At 41.4% G+C, this 13,209-nt stretch carries 18 protein-coding genes and 1 pseudogene; 1 reads left to right on the forward strand and 18 read right to left on the reverse strand.

Annotated features, from left to right (window positions below; all coding sequences use genetic code 11):
• Nucleotides 1–13 precede the first annotated feature (13 nt).
• The 14 genes and pseudogenes from M1L66_RS25450 to M1L66_RS25515 all read right to left on the reverse strand — a co-directional run bounded on the left by M1L66_RS25450 (nt 14) and on the right by M1L66_RS25515 (nt 8,914).
• A complete protein-coding gene (locus M1L66_RS25450) occupies nt 14–1,051 on the reverse strand; it encodes an ERF family protein (protein WP_434688751.1) in 1,038 nt (345 codons plus the stop codon).
• The gene (locus M1L66_RS25455) at nt 1,029–1,490 is read right to left on the reverse strand and encodes a hypothetical protein (protein ID WP_002591435.1); all 462 of its coding nucleotides are present in this window, start codon (nt 1,488–1,490) and stop codon (nt 1,029–1,031) included. Before M1L66_RS25455 ends, M1L66_RS25450 begins: the two co-directional genes overlap by 23 nt.
• A gap of 13 nt (nt 1,491–1,503) precedes the next feature.
• On the reverse strand, nt 1,504–2,082 hold the full coding sequence (locus M1L66_RS25460) for a hypothetical protein (protein ID WP_434688752.1): 579 nt from the start codon (nt 2,080–2,082) through the stop codon (nt 1,504–1,506).
• A gap of 15 nt (nt 2,083–2,097) precedes the next feature.
• On the reverse strand, nt 2,098–3,129 hold the full coding sequence (locus M1L66_RS25465) for a YqaJ viral recombinase family protein (RefSeq protein WP_039892736.1): 1,032 nt from the start codon (nt 3,127–3,129) through the stop codon (nt 2,098–2,100).
• 55 nt (nt 3,130–3,184) lie between these two features.
• On the reverse strand, nt 3,185–4,312 hold the full coding sequence (locus M1L66_RS25470; RefSeq protein WP_434688753.1) for an endonuclease III: 1,128 nt from the start codon (nt 4,310–4,312) through the stop codon (nt 3,185–3,187).
• Between the two features lie 13 nt (nt 4,313–4,325).
• Nucleotides 4,326–4,460 (reverse strand): hypothetical protein, encoded by a 135-nt coding sequence (locus M1L66_RS25475; RefSeq protein WP_002591431.1) that lies wholly within the window; start codon nt 4,458–4,460, stop codon nt 4,326–4,328.
• Between the two features lie 36 nt (nt 4,461–4,496).
• Nucleotides 4,497–5,462: a DUF5688 family protein gene (locus M1L66_RS25480; RefSeq protein WP_434688754.1), complete on the reverse strand. Its 966-nt coding sequence runs from the start codon at nt 5,460–5,462 to the stop codon at nt 4,497–4,499.
• 331 nt (nt 5,463–5,793) lie between these two features.
• Nucleotides 5,794–6,045, reverse strand: coding sequence for a hypothetical protein (locus M1L66_RS25485; RefSeq protein WP_434688755.1), 252 nt, complete (start codon nt 6,043–6,045; stop codon nt 5,794–5,796).
• 401 nt (nt 6,046–6,446) lie between these two features.
• Nucleotides 6,447–6,671: pseudogene (locus tag M1L66_RS25490) on the reverse strand (MBL fold metallo-hydrolase); the annotation flags it as partial.
• Between the two features lie 4 nt (nt 6,672–6,675).
• On the reverse strand, nt 6,676–7,008 hold the full coding sequence (locus M1L66_RS25495; protein WP_025531836.1) for a DUF3795 domain-containing protein: 333 nt from the start codon (nt 7,006–7,008) through the stop codon (nt 6,676–6,678).
• A 177-nt stretch (nt 7,009–7,185) separates the two neighbouring features.
• Nucleotides 7,186–7,482 carry an MFS transporter gene (locus M1L66_RS25500; protein ID WP_434688756.1) on the reverse strand — a complete coding sequence of 99 codons (297 nt, stop codon included), beginning with the start codon at nt 7,480–7,482 and terminating at the stop codon, nt 7,186–7,188.
• 32 nt (nt 7,483–7,514) lie between these two features.
• Nucleotides 7,515–8,345 carry an MFS transporter gene (locus tag M1L66_RS25505; RefSeq protein WP_434694331.1) on the reverse strand — a complete coding sequence of 277 codons (831 nt, stop codon included), beginning with the start codon at nt 8,343–8,345 and terminating at the stop codon, nt 7,515–7,517.
• On the reverse strand, nt 8,338–8,565 hold the full coding sequence (locus M1L66_RS25510) for a PEP-utilizing enzyme (RefSeq protein WP_434688757.1): 228 nt from the start codon (nt 8,563–8,565) through the stop codon (nt 8,338–8,340). Before M1L66_RS25510 ends, M1L66_RS25505 begins: the two co-directional genes overlap by 8 nt.
• A gap of 13 nt (nt 8,566–8,578) precedes the next feature.
• Complete coding sequence (locus M1L66_RS25515; RefSeq protein ID WP_434688758.1) at nt 8,579–8,914, reverse strand: hypothetical protein; 336 nt, start codon at nt 8,912–8,914, stop codon at nt 8,579–8,581.
• Between the two features lie 126 nt (nt 8,915–9,040).
• Here M1L66_RS25515 and M1L66_RS25520 point away from each other — a divergent pair, with 126 nt between their 5' ends.
• On the forward strand, nt 9,041–9,301 hold the full coding sequence (locus M1L66_RS25520) for a helix-turn-helix domain-containing protein (protein ID WP_039894257.1): 261 nt from the start codon (nt 9,041–9,043) through the stop codon (nt 9,299–9,301).
• Nucleotides 9,302–9,571: 270 nt separating this feature from the next.
• Here M1L66_RS25520 and M1L66_RS25525 read toward each other — a convergent pair whose 3' ends face one another.
• From M1L66_RS25525 to M1L66_RS25540, 4 genes are all read right to left on the reverse strand, one after another.
• Nucleotides 9,572–9,841 (reverse strand): LPD28 domain-containing protein, encoded by a 270-nt coding sequence (locus M1L66_RS25525; protein ID WP_117565654.1) that lies wholly within the window; start codon nt 9,839–9,841, stop codon nt 9,572–9,574.
• A 695-nt stretch (nt 9,842–10,536) separates the two neighbouring features.
• Nucleotides 10,537–12,294, reverse strand: a complete 1,758-nt coding sequence (locus tag M1L66_RS25530) for a S8 family peptidase (protein ID WP_039892495.1) — start codon at nt 12,292–12,294, stop codon at nt 10,537–10,539.
• 302 nt (nt 12,295–12,596) lie between these two features.
• Nucleotides 12,597–12,860: a TIGR04076 family protein gene (locus tag M1L66_RS25535; protein WP_434688759.1), complete on the reverse strand. Its 264-nt coding sequence runs from the start codon at nt 12,858–12,860 to the stop codon at nt 12,597–12,599.
• 4 nt (nt 12,861–12,864) lie between these two features.
• Complete coding sequence (locus M1L66_RS25540) at nt 12,865–13,173, reverse strand: antibiotic biosynthesis monooxygenase (RefSeq protein ID WP_002591423.1); 309 nt, start codon at nt 13,171–13,173, stop codon at nt 12,865–12,867.
• Nucleotides 13,174–13,209: the final 36 nt, after the last annotated feature.

Raw genomic sequence — 13,209 nt, forward strand, 5'->3', positions numbered from 1 at the left:
TTCACCATGCGGCCTACAGCGTGCTCAAAAGCAATCTGGCGCCTTGTCGGATTGTTTCATTTCTGCCGCGGTAATTATAGGCTATCCACTCCAACGCCTTCACCCCTTCTTCTCCCTGATTGAGCAGCTCACTCAGACATTTATTGTTATAGATACCAAATGTGCAAACAATATTGCCAGCTTCCTCAATTGTCATATTTACAGCCGGCTGTGGGCTTACTTCGTTTGGCAGATTCACCATCGTCCCATTCTCCGGCATGATATGGCGGCTCAGAACCGGACGATTCGTGTCTCCCTTATCTGCCTTCTGTTTATCTTTTGCAGACTTCTTTCTGGTCTTTTTTGCATCTGATTCCATACCCCCATCTTGTTGTTTTGCTGTTTCTTCCGCATTCGTTTCCTCCTGCCCTGATTCTGGGTTCATCTCTAAATCATTCATCATGGAACGTTCTTCAGATGCATCAACTTCGCTCTCCTCAGCTTCCTCCATCGGTTCTTCCTCCGGTACTTCCTGTCCGCCTTCCATTTCAGCGTCCAGTTCCATATCGGTTATTCCAGAGGCATCTCCTGCTATCCCTTCTGAATCCCGATCTGAGAAATCATATGCATCAGAGGACAAGCCATCATATTCCGGTATGCTCCCATCATATGTATCCGATGGAAAATCCCGCATATCCGGGTCTACACCGCCCTGGTCGATGCAGTATTTATCCATTAGGTAGTATTTCATGGCATATGTGAGCGCACTGCCTTTTGCTTTCTCCGGCATTTCATGGGTACCGATGGCGTGGATTGTAACGGTTACCTCGTCTTCTGGCTTCTCTGCATTAATCCACTTTAGTTCTAAATCTGCCTCATACAGCCACATTTGACAATATGCTAAGAATTCAACATAGACAGAGTCCCCATTCTCGTTTCTCTTTGAAGCACATTCCGAAACAATTTCAAAGTTCACATTCCATCGGTTCATTGCCGGGGTCAGATAGCGGAAAATATCATCAATCTTTATAAAATCATAATTCACGTCCTCACTGTATGCGCGTTTTACCAATGCAGGTATCTCCGAGCGGATCTTTACCATTTTTTCCTGTAGTGTTAAAATCTTTTGTTCCATGTTCATTCCCTTTCTTAACGTGTGATTTGTATTCCATCATAATTGTCTCCACCTGGCCTCTTAGTCCATATGCCAGATCTCGTACCATCTCAAAATCCATATCCACAAACAATGCCTGATGGAGTTTTTCCTTTACCTTTGCCTGAGTCACAGCCTGCTGCAACTCAGTAAATAAGCGAGATTCTTCACTCGCAAGCACATAACCGCCCTGACCGGAATAAACCACATCACATAAGTATTTTTTCGCAGTATCTGTTAGCTCACAGGACCAGTCATTCGGAGTTCTATGGCCGGCAAAACCGGCTTTTTCCCGTTTCAGCTTTCTTAACCAAACTCTAAGCTTTAATTCCAGAAAATGTCTCTCATTATCAGTCAAAATTCCTCCTATGTTATAGTAAGACGGAGGGTATTGATGCAATCAGACTGGCAATACGGTAAGATTCTCCCTGTATTTCTTTTTCCTCTTTTACCACCCAGTCACACCATTCCACTGCGAACCGAGTCAATATCTGCTGAAGTGCACGGTCCTCCTTTTGCATAGCAACCAGGAACTGGCGAAATGGATTGCAAATTTCCCATTCTGTTTTAGATAAATATGCTGCAAACAGCCGTTCAACTGATTCCGTCTGGTGGCCGCTGACCGAAACTTCATTGGGTGCAGAATCCCCATACGTGACCCAAGGCCATAAATTGGTCTTTGAAAGCTCTGGTTTCAGTTTACAGGACAATTTCACACTGCCCTCATTTCGTTCATCCCACTCACTACTGGAGGATAAACATATAAACCACTGCCCAATCAACATCATAAAATTATGCCTGATTCTGTAGTCTTCCTTCAACATAAGCTTCATAAAATCCGTATGGTCCACAATAACAACATTGAGATATCGGCCAACCAAGATTTCCTGTACCTTCTTTCCATCTATCACAGATACCATTTCTTCTGGCTGTCTCATTTCTTCGTCCATTTTCGTTTTCCTCCCCTAACTTGCCTTATCCTCTTTAATATAAAAAGACTGTGAGGTATTTGTCTGCGCATACTCTCTGTAAATATCCGGATGCATAAGCTGCAGCACCTCCAGGCTGTCTTTATTGATGGAAGTTGTAACTTTCCTATTATAGCCGGCCAAATACCTGATATTACCAGTTTCCAGTACCGCTTCCTCAGCTCCCTCCATGGCTTCCTTTATTGGCGCATAGGCAAGTTTCATCTGTTCATCTATCTGATCCATTTGACGCTTCAATTCTGACTTCCGTTTTTTCAGTTTCAGATAGGACGTCATGTTTGCCGCATATGATGGTGGGAGTACAATTTGTTTATTCTCCTGCACACCATAGCGTCCCTGAATGCTTTTAAGCATTAAGTCAGCCTTCTCCGTATACTTAGGTGGTTTTCTTAAAGCTACACACTGATTCCAGAAATACGATTCCTGCCGAATCAGTTCTTCTTCCTGTGCCAAATCACGCTCCAGGCGCCGTATGATAAGAGAACCCTCATGGTTACCATGAAGGCAGAGAAAAATTATGCCATCTACGTTAGCCACACTCATATAATGAATGCCCTGGAGAACATAGTGCGGCGGAATATTTCCACCTTCCCAGCCATTCATGTGGTGGTAACTGAACGAGGTTTTGCACTCCAATAAATAGATCTTTTCATCAAGCTTAACGAAAAAATCAAAATCAGATATCATAAACGGATACAGCGGATGCCGGAACATTTTACGCACAGCATACGGTCTGGTATCTGTGCGTTTCATAAAAATCTGAACCACCAATTCCTCCAGACGCTTTCCGATTTCCTTTGCTACCCAGCCATCATCATTCTGTTCTTTGATTTTTTTATGTACCTTCTCTTCATATAAATCCCTGGCTGTTTTCCATGGCGAGATGCCGCACACGGCCGCCGCATCACTCCCCCCAATCCCCAGTGTTCTGTATAATTTCCATTCGTCATGGGATAGGGTTGTTATATCCTCCACCAGCACATCTGGTTCATAATTCAGGTTCAGCATATTGTCTCCTTTCTGACAGAACAGTAGGGTTCCCTGCCCTGCCTTATTTCTTTCATCAGTACAGAATCGTTCCTGGGATATCATATTCATGGAAACGATAGGTCAAGCACCGTGAAACCATCTCTTCCAAATCGGTTAATGCCTTTGCACCCATTCCATTGCTCTGTGCCAGAAAAATCGCCTCACAGATTCCACAATAAATATCATAGCCATTACAGATTCCCGGTCCATGTCCGGCCTTAAACTGTTCTACCGTCTGGGCTGTCAGCGCCTTACTGATACCAGCCTTAATCATAACACTAGCCATAACGTTAGCCGGATAGCTGGCATATACATGAAACAGCTTCGACAAATCACCAATGGCCTCCTGATATCTGGCAAATATCTGTCCCATATTCTGAGAGAAATCTTCTATGGATGCATTATTCGTATGCTCCAATTTCAATGGTTTTCCTAAAATCAACGGCTTCTTCTCTGCTCCCAGCAGAAGAGAATAATAGATATTCGCACCACTTACGCCAACATCGGATGTCTGGACACGAATCAAAGCTGATAATACGTTATCTGCCTGTAAGCCATACTGGAGCAGCAGTTCCCGGTATGTATCCAAGAGTCCTTTTTCTTCCAATTTCCAGGACGCCATTGCCAGAGAATGACTGAACAGGCCGTTTGAAAAGGTAGCCTTGTCATAGTTTTCTGCAACATAGATAGATGCTACTTCAAATAATTCCGGCATTGGCAGGACGGAATAGTCACTTGGGTCTCCGCCATGTACCGCGCGCACCTTTCCTTCATGAATTCTCACAAGCGCATTTCCCTTTGTCACTTTCAGACAGTCATTTAATACCTGGGCTAATTTCCCCTTCGGCAAATCCAATAGCGCAGAACCTGCAATCCTGGCCCTGCTCTCGATTGACTTCATGGTGGTCTGTCCGACCGGATAATAGGTACTGCCAAGGCATAAGAACAGGCCGGAATTCTTCATTGTATCTTTTATGATTTCCTCTTTCTCGTCCATGTCCTTTATCTTCTCGCCAATCTCTGGTTCTTCCTCTCCGGCAATCACAAGAACAGTATTGGTGGGATGTTTCTGCCATTCTGCCCCGCACTCAATCCCATCCAAAAATTCGAGAAACTCTTCCTTATCACAGAATGTCTTTGAAAAATCATCTGCAAAATTCATATGCGCCCTCTCCTTATAAGTTAATTAGAACAGATACAATATGGCCTCCGCTGATAACAAACTCATAGCCATCCTTTCCCATCTCAACCATTTCGCCGATTGTGAGCTGGTCTCTCCCTGCGTTATCCCATCTTGCTTCTAACTTCATTTGTTTTCCTTCCTTTCTTTTATTTTTGTCCAGGCTTTATGCCTGAAAATCATCATTTTTTGCTACATGCAGTTTCTTATCCGCCCGGTCAAACAAATATACAAGGTCAGAAAGCTTCACTCCTTTATTTTCAATATTTAAGGCATGCATCACAGCTTTCCAATCCGCAATAGAGGTTCTATTTTTTCTGGACGGAGTTAATATAATCTCATGAATGTCTACCGGAAGTATAAGGAGGCTGTCATTACAGCTCTCTGAAATCTGCCCCAACAGATGATTGTCAATCATATTGCTGGCTCCATACAGGCCACTTTGATTTGACAGCACATACATAGGGTTCTTCTGTTCCTGATGGCTTTTGATAGATTGGAGCATCTCACCAAATGTGTTTCCTATTGGAGCTGATATCACCTTCCAGTCCTTAATTTCAACCATTTCAATCACCGGTGGATTGAGATCTGTATTTGACTTTGCCGTTTCCAGCACGTCCTGCAGCTCCACTTCCCACCGGTCTAAATCCTCGTTTACCACGGTTCTAACATACGATTCTCCATCCACCGTAATAAAAATCAAGAAGTACGCCACCATGTCGTAGTATCTGATATGCGGTATATACTTCAGCACTTCCTCATTGTCTTCGCGATTGGCCAATGCACAAACAAGATTGTTTTTTACGTTGCTAAAGCTATCTCCTGTGAGATATGGACCATTTAAGAATCCTCTCTTTTTTTTGTACTCTTCTATCACTTTTGTTACCGCCCTTTGAATGTCTTCCTCATTATCCAGCCAATGAAACTCACTGCCGTTTAGGTATATCCAAATTCCAGCTGATTCACCGGATTTTTGGACTCCAACCCTGAGAAATTCCTCGTCCTGTTTTTCCATTCGCTGCGGAAATGTCGCTTTATATTCCGCTCCCAAGTTCTCCTTTAACTTCTCTTCAAAACTTGTCTTACGCGTTTCCATGTTCATTTTTTCTTTCTCCCTTTCTTTTTTTAGCAAAAAAATAAGACACCAGAAACTTCTTCAAATTTCTGATGTCTTACTTACAAACAGAGATTGCTTCTCTGCCTGGCTTTCTTATGTTAGGCTCATGCCTGAAAAACTTAGCTTCCGGTTGACCGGAACAAACATTCCAATGCGCTTAGTAAAAAAGCGGCACAAATCAATGTCATGTTTATTTTATCACTATATATAGTGTTTGTCAATATTTCAAATCTATATCTAGCTATTCAATCCAATGTGATTGCTAAATCGTATCAATTCTTCATATCCTCTCTACTGTGTAATATCATGCAATCTGTTTATATCCTCTCCTATAGTTTTTCTCTATTCAGCTAAGCAGCTTTCTCTCTCCCAATTCCTCCATACAGAAATCATAAAGCTTGGGATTATATGCTTTCAGCCTTACGAATAGATGACAGCCCACCGGACAGAACAGACAGCCGGTTCTTTGTTCTCCTGTGCACTTAAACGGCCCACATGATGGAAAGAACCCAATCTGACCGGGAACTTGCCCCACTTCGACCACCTCACCATAAGGCTCTGCAATTTCTAACTGTTTTTCCACTGTATACCGGAGCACATCCTGTGCTCTCCAAAATCCCATTGGCTTACTAAGTGGCCTTTCGCTTTCAAAGCTATTACAGCCAGTACGAAGATATGCTTCCTTGCGCCTGGCAGATTCCTCTGCCATAAGTGCTAAAATGGGATGCCGTCCAGTCTGCTTCTCATACAGGGCAATCGGCTCCTCATTCTGCTTAACACAGCAGTAGTGTGATATCAGAATATCCGATTCATACAGTGGTAGCCATTTTGTATACCCCTGCCGATACTCGGATTTTTTTCATTCCGATCCAATCCATGCAACTTGTTGAGGGCCCATTCCTTTCCCTGCCTCGCATACCAGTCTTAGGTGTGGAAATATAGTAACCCACCTCTGTATCACGCAATAGCTGGTGGTCTATGTTAATCACACGGTTAGTTCAATGAAGCAAGATATACTTCAGGGTCAGTAGAAGGATAGTATGCAAACAGTATATCTTTATATACCAAATCGCCAGTAAATAAGTATCCTTTGTCTTTTTCCAAAAAACACAAATGCCCTGGTGAATGTCCAAGTGTATGCAACACTTCAATTTGCCGTCCGCCAATATCTATCACATCATGGTCAGTTACAATTTTTGTTGGCATTCCTTGAAATAGCTCGTAAGATTTATCCTTTCAAATTCTTCAAAGCAGACGGATTATTCTCTAAGATTTCTCCAACAGTGGGACATCTCTCTAAATCCAAACAATCGCCACAAGTAGCAACACCCTTTTCTAATGCACACTGGCGAATACCACACATATTATCACAAAATACGGTTTTAATTCCGTCAACACGACAGCCTTGACAGTTAATATGCTCAGGAAGAATAGGTGCATTATTTAATTCAGCCCATAGCTTCGCAGTTTTTTTTCGTAATTCTTGGTTGTCATTGATTGTTGCAATATATGCATCACATTTTTCACAATCCAGTCCACAATATGCAATCATTTTTTTCATGGTTATGTACCCCCATAATTTCAAATTTATCAATTTCGTATCTTCTTGCATTCTTCTATTTTCAAATCATTACCTTGTTGAATTTATAGCCAACACCCCAGACAGTTAATATGTACTGTAGATTGTCTGGGGACGTGAATTAAGGATATTATAGGTTTAAGTAAACGTCCTCTTCCATCATTTATTCTTTTGATTTTTTATCCAGATACAGCAGATCACCACTCCGATTAAGGCTATCCCTCCCATGGTTATATATGGTAATTCAATATTGCTTTTATACAGATACCCAGTTAATAAAGGAGCAATAACTTTGCTAAGATTTCCGGCGGTACTGGCAAATCCCATCAGTGTTCCTTTATGCTGATTGTCAGTTTTTGAAAGGGTTGCGTTTAATGTGGGTACTGTAATAGCAGAAGATACCGCAAATAAGCCAAAAACCACCAACACACTAACAAACCCAGTTGTCAATACCATGGCAAACGCTACTAAGGCTTTGCAAAACATACCTATAGTATTAGTCGCTTCTCACCAATTTTTTTTGCTAAAGGACCAGTCAAAAAGCCTTGTACTACAATCAAAATACCTGCTAGAGCCATCCAAATAACACCAACTTGCTTAGTGGAAAATCCAAACTTATCTACGACATACAGCCCCGTAATTCCTTGCAAGCCTGTTTGACAGAAATGCACGACGAAAAAAAGTATCAAAACCATTCCTGCTGAGCCAAAAATTATACTTTTCAGGTCTGAAAAATCAAAGGGTTTTCTTTTTTCCGTCTGTCCTGAATGCTCAATTGACTCTGGCAAAAGTGTTAGAATTAGCAGAAAGGCAATAAATGAAATGCCGGCTCCTGTAAAAAATGGGAACGCAAGCGAATAGCCTGCAAGAATGCCTCCCAATAATGGTCCCATCATTACGCCAACGCTCATTGAAGCTCCAAGTTGACTCATATTCTTACTTCTTTCTTCCTCCGAGCTGGAATCTCCAACATATGCCAAAGATGCAACGGACGTAGCAGATGACAAAATACCTGATAAACTGCGAGCTATAAATAGCGTCCAAAAGGATGAAGCCAAACCGAGCAGGAACAAACTGATGGAATATCCTATAATACCAATGCTGATAATCGGCTTTCTACCAATTCGGTCGGACAGTGCACCCCAAAAAGGTGCGCATACTGTTTGTGCCAGAGCATATACGGCAGTGAGCCATCCAAGCTCACGGCCGCCAGCACCTAGATTTTCCATGTAAAATGGCATGACCGGAAGAATTAAGCTATATCCTAACGCAATCACCAAAGTAGCAAGCTTTAAAGCGAAAATCGGCTTTTTATTCATCAATCGTCACCGTCCCCTCCGAGCCGTCCACCGTTATCATTTGTCCATTTTTAATACTTCTCGTTGCTGTGTTTGTCGCCATAACGGCAGGGATACCACATTCCCGTGCAACAATACTTTCACCTTTGCCTTCTACAAAGGTTTTTATGAATTCAAAGGTTGGTGTAAGTGTTTCCTGCGGTGTGGAATTTGCAAAGGCGTAATTCCTTTCTTTCTCCATCTTTGGATATCTATTATGATATATCAAATATTTCTTTTAAAATTCCTTGTAACTCTTGTGTTGGTGCTTCTTTACAAAATTGATATAGCCATTTTTCACATCTGCTTATTTCACGTTCAAAGCTATCAGAAAAATCCTCTGCGTTCGACTTATAAATATCCTCTTGGAATTGATTATAAAATTCATCCCAAAATTCCATTAATAGATTATAGAATTTCAACTCTATGAGTATATAGGTAATTCTATCGAACTCCTCATACGTTATATTATTTCCTTGAGACATTTCTTTTGCCGTTTCATTTCCGCATAAGTAGTAAAACAGTAATCTTTCAATATCAGCCTTTTTCATAAATAAATATTTTTCACCCCATTGTATAAAATTCGTTATTACGAAACATTATAATTCTTAATGGTTATAAAATCAAGAATATATTTCGTTATTACGAAACTTACAGACATACCAGGGGGATTATATATGCAAAAACTAAGACCAGATATGGATATTGGCCACAACATTCAATTTCTGCGACATTTAGCTGGTTTAACACAAGATGAAACTGTTGCCAAATTGCATCTTATGAATCTTAATATTTCTAAGAGCACTTATGCAAAATTAGAAACCAATCGCATGAATATAAAAGTTAGCGAGTTAGTAGCATTATCCATAATTTTCAATTCGAATTTTGACGATTTTTTTCGTGGCTTACGTGACGAATTTTCCTCACATTTTGATTGATATATTTTTAGGAGTGAACTCCTCATTGTCTAAAGCCAATGGATTTTCTGCTTCATCGACCACGTAACCTGCTATCTCCACAGGCATAATTTCAGGCAGTCCCTGCCCTATATAATTGACTGCTCGTTCTCATTCTTTTTTCCATTCACTCCTTTTTGATCAAAAAGTAAGACACCAAAAACTTCTTCAAATTTCTGATGTCTTACTTACAAGCAGAGAAATCTTCCCCGCTAAGTTCTATCCTGTAGTGTGCATCTGCCGGTTTTCATTTTAAACATATTTAAATTCTCCTGTTTCTAACCACATTACTTTTTCCTCCAACAATAGTGGTTGGTTGCATATCAGGGAACCATAAAAATTAACCAGAACACCTTTTCCTACCCTTGCTGGTTCTGCCCCGCTGTCGTCATCGCCCGCCACCTCATACAGATATTTTCCATCTGGTACTGTTGCTCTGTCGATTCTCATATCATAAAATTCGCAAACAATACCTTTGACTTCTACTTTCTCAGTTTTAATCTTCCTGTAATCGTATCTCATACATCCTCCTAATTAAATACTCTGATCTCATATTTGTTCTCTTTCCGGATATCAGGCGTCTTATACTTCTTGTCTCTGTTTACTTGATTTTTAATTATCTTTTCCTAAATTCCCACTCTCCTTTTTGGAAGCAAAAAAATAAGACATCAGAAATTCGCAAAGATTTCTGATATCTTACTTTACAGACAGAGACTCTGCCTGGCTCGTTCATATAAAAGGCTTACACCTAAAAATTAGCTTCCGGTATAGATACCACCGGAACAAACATTTGAATGTGGTTTATAAACACACACAAATCAGTACTACTTTCATGATATCACTATATATAGTATGTGTCAATATTTAACCTCCGCATATGGTTTGTTCAACTATTTTCAGAAGAACCGTGCCATTTCTGACTTGCTGAAAAGTTTTCGTCCATGATTGGGAGGCAGATGGATATACGGGTTAAGCTGAACCCCATTGACCAGCGATTGGCTACTCTGAAAAAGCATATCGAGCCAACCGTCCTCTACATGAAATATAAAGGGAAAAGGCGTTGACCGATACGGTGCAAGCGTATTTGTGGCGGCACACTGCTACCTCAAAATTAATCCCTTACCACCGATAAGACTATTTTTTAGCATCTCAGCCAAAACATCCATCAAGTTCCCCCGTATCCATGATATGCATAAGAATCTGATGCTTTAGATAATTCATCTTATTTCTCTTAACCGTAAAAAAGTTTCATATAAGTTCAGAGCCCCATATCCCCATTCCCTATTGGGATATGATAGTGCTGGATTCCGTTTTGCTCCTCTTATTAAAAATGCTTTGACAGTGGCTTCGCTCATTGCTATGTTATGTCCTTCTATTATGCCCCAGCTTAAAAGATTAGCGACTGCACCAGCAACATGGGCAGCAGCAACCGAGGTTCCGGTTCGGGTAGTCATGGGAATGGAGTCTTGGTTCCTTTGCCCTATCGATGGCCCGCTTACATTAACCCCTGGAGCTGCCAAATCCGGCTTTATCAATCCGCCTATTGTATATCCACGGCCGGAATGAATGTAGATGCTGTTATTTAAATGATTATAGGCTCCTACTGTGATTGGAGAGGGAGAATCTCCCGGGAGGGTTATGGTCGTGTATGGGCTGGGAGTCAGAAACACGGTTTCATCAGAAATCAAGGTATGGGCCGGAAGCCACATATTAAATTGCCCTGTAAGATACTGGGTATTATACACGCGTATTCTCCAAATTCCATTAGTTGGGGCTGCAAAACGGATAAAAACAAGCTGTTTGCCTGCGCCTGTCTCAATCAGCTGGTAATTAACTGTAATGACCGTGGGTTCCAAAAGGAACGGGATAGAGGTTTCGTTTCTGCCTATGATAGGAATGCGGCCTATGGATTCACCACTGGGTGAGACAAATCCAACCGAATATGTATCAGCGGTGTCGGCCCAGAGTTCTACTACAAATCCACGTTGGGATTCCGCATTCCCTACTCGGATTTCCACCTCAACGGACTCTTCCCCTATCGGTACAGACCCCATGTAATGATGCCCCCGGCCAGTTTCATTGCCTGCAGCAATTACCGTAGCCATACCTAAATATCGGCTGATATCTTGAATCATTACATTCAATGGAGACGTCCCTTCATGGCTGCCCAGATTGGAGCCGATTCCCAGTAAAATAACCAGAGGTTTTCTCTGGCTGTATGCCTCCACACGCAGGTACTTAATGCCCATCATTATATCATTCTCCTGATAAGCATCCGCATCATTACTGATAAGATAGAAATCGCGCAGATATTGTTTGGCTGGTTTTAATTTGACGATTACCAGTTCACATTCCGGTGCTGCTCCTGTAAAATCCTGATTAGGCAGGATTCCTCCAGCAGCGATACCCGCCAAAAAGGTTCCATGTCCGTTGGTATCGGTAGAAGGCACCACGGCAAACGGATTATCAGATTCCAGTGCCTCGTTAATCTGCTCCTGCGTGTACTCTGTGCCATAGCTTGCCCCGCTGGCATTATAGCGGTTGGGTACACCGGCAGGAAGGAGGCTTTTATCTTCTGGAAGGCTCTGATCCCAAATACTCAAGATTCTGGTAGTTCCATCCTGATTACGAAATAAAGGATTGGTATAGTCAATTCCCGTGTCTATGATGCCGATTATAACACCTCTCCCTTGATTGCTAAGGGCAGGTGATGCATGGGTTGCCAAAATGCCGGAAGCGTCCATGCTGGAACTATCTAACAGTGTGTACAGTCCAGGAATACTATAATAGGTAAACTTACTTAGTGATATGGGTTCTACGGTATCTAGCGGGGTATATATAATGCTGAAATCAGTGCTTACAAAGTCCATACAGGGAATATCTTCCGAATTACCAGGAAATTGCTGCTGGCTTCCATTACGGTAGATAAAGTCAGCAATAGTCTCTGAGGCTGAGTTAATAGGGCAGTCCGCCATGGTGTACCTCATGCAGGGGATTTGATACAGTATATGCGGGATTTTGGAAACCTTTCACTATTGGCATCATATAGCAAACAAGCGATGGACACTCCTGCAAGCTGCCAGCGCACATTACATCAGATGGTTCCCGCCTCACTTTTTCCCACAAAGAAAAATATCATCACGCACCATTTGCCTGTTAGCTGTAATAGGAATATCAAAAAATGTGATCAAAACCAACCTTCTTTTTAGCAAAGAATAGAGGGTAAACCGTATACAAGTGTCCATGTACAATATTAAATGATTTTTCGCTTAAATAATTAGTCCTCAATCAGAGTAACTTTGAAAACAACATACCCATTATCAGGACAAGCCAAATTTCCTTTTGACTTTGGGTTTTCTTCAAAATTAAAGGTAGCTCCATTGTGTAGGGCGACTTGAATAGGAAACAAAGACATGTAAGCACCTCCACAAAATGGAGTACAGGGAGTATTCATACCTTCACATTGAAATACGTCCCCTACCTTATATCCACATGAACAATGCCCTGTTACCTTTTCAATTTGATATTCAAACTTTTTCACTTTTTTATCCCCATATTTTTATTTGTGGTAATATGCTCATTTTGACACTTGCAGCGTCAAGTGCTTTTACAAAAGGGGCTGCTCCCTCATCTTGAAACATTTTATCAGAAGCAGCCTTGAGTTCTTCCATTGAAGCCCAATGCTGTATCATAGTCCATTCCCTGTTTTCTTCGTTATAGAGAAGTTCCGTGTCAATAAAACCCTGTTGCTTTGAATGATAGTCCTTTTCAAGCGAGTCCACAATGCTGATAAAGCTGTCTTTTGTTACCTCCTGTAAAGTTTTCATTGTTACGATTTCCGTTGCAATAGACATAAAAATACCTCCTGTTTTTTTCATAGTCTACATAAA

This window comes from Hungatella sp. SB206 (assembly GCF_051132295.1).
GTDB lineage: Bacteria > Bacillota > Clostridia > Lachnospirales > Lachnospiraceae > Hungatella > Hungatella effluvii.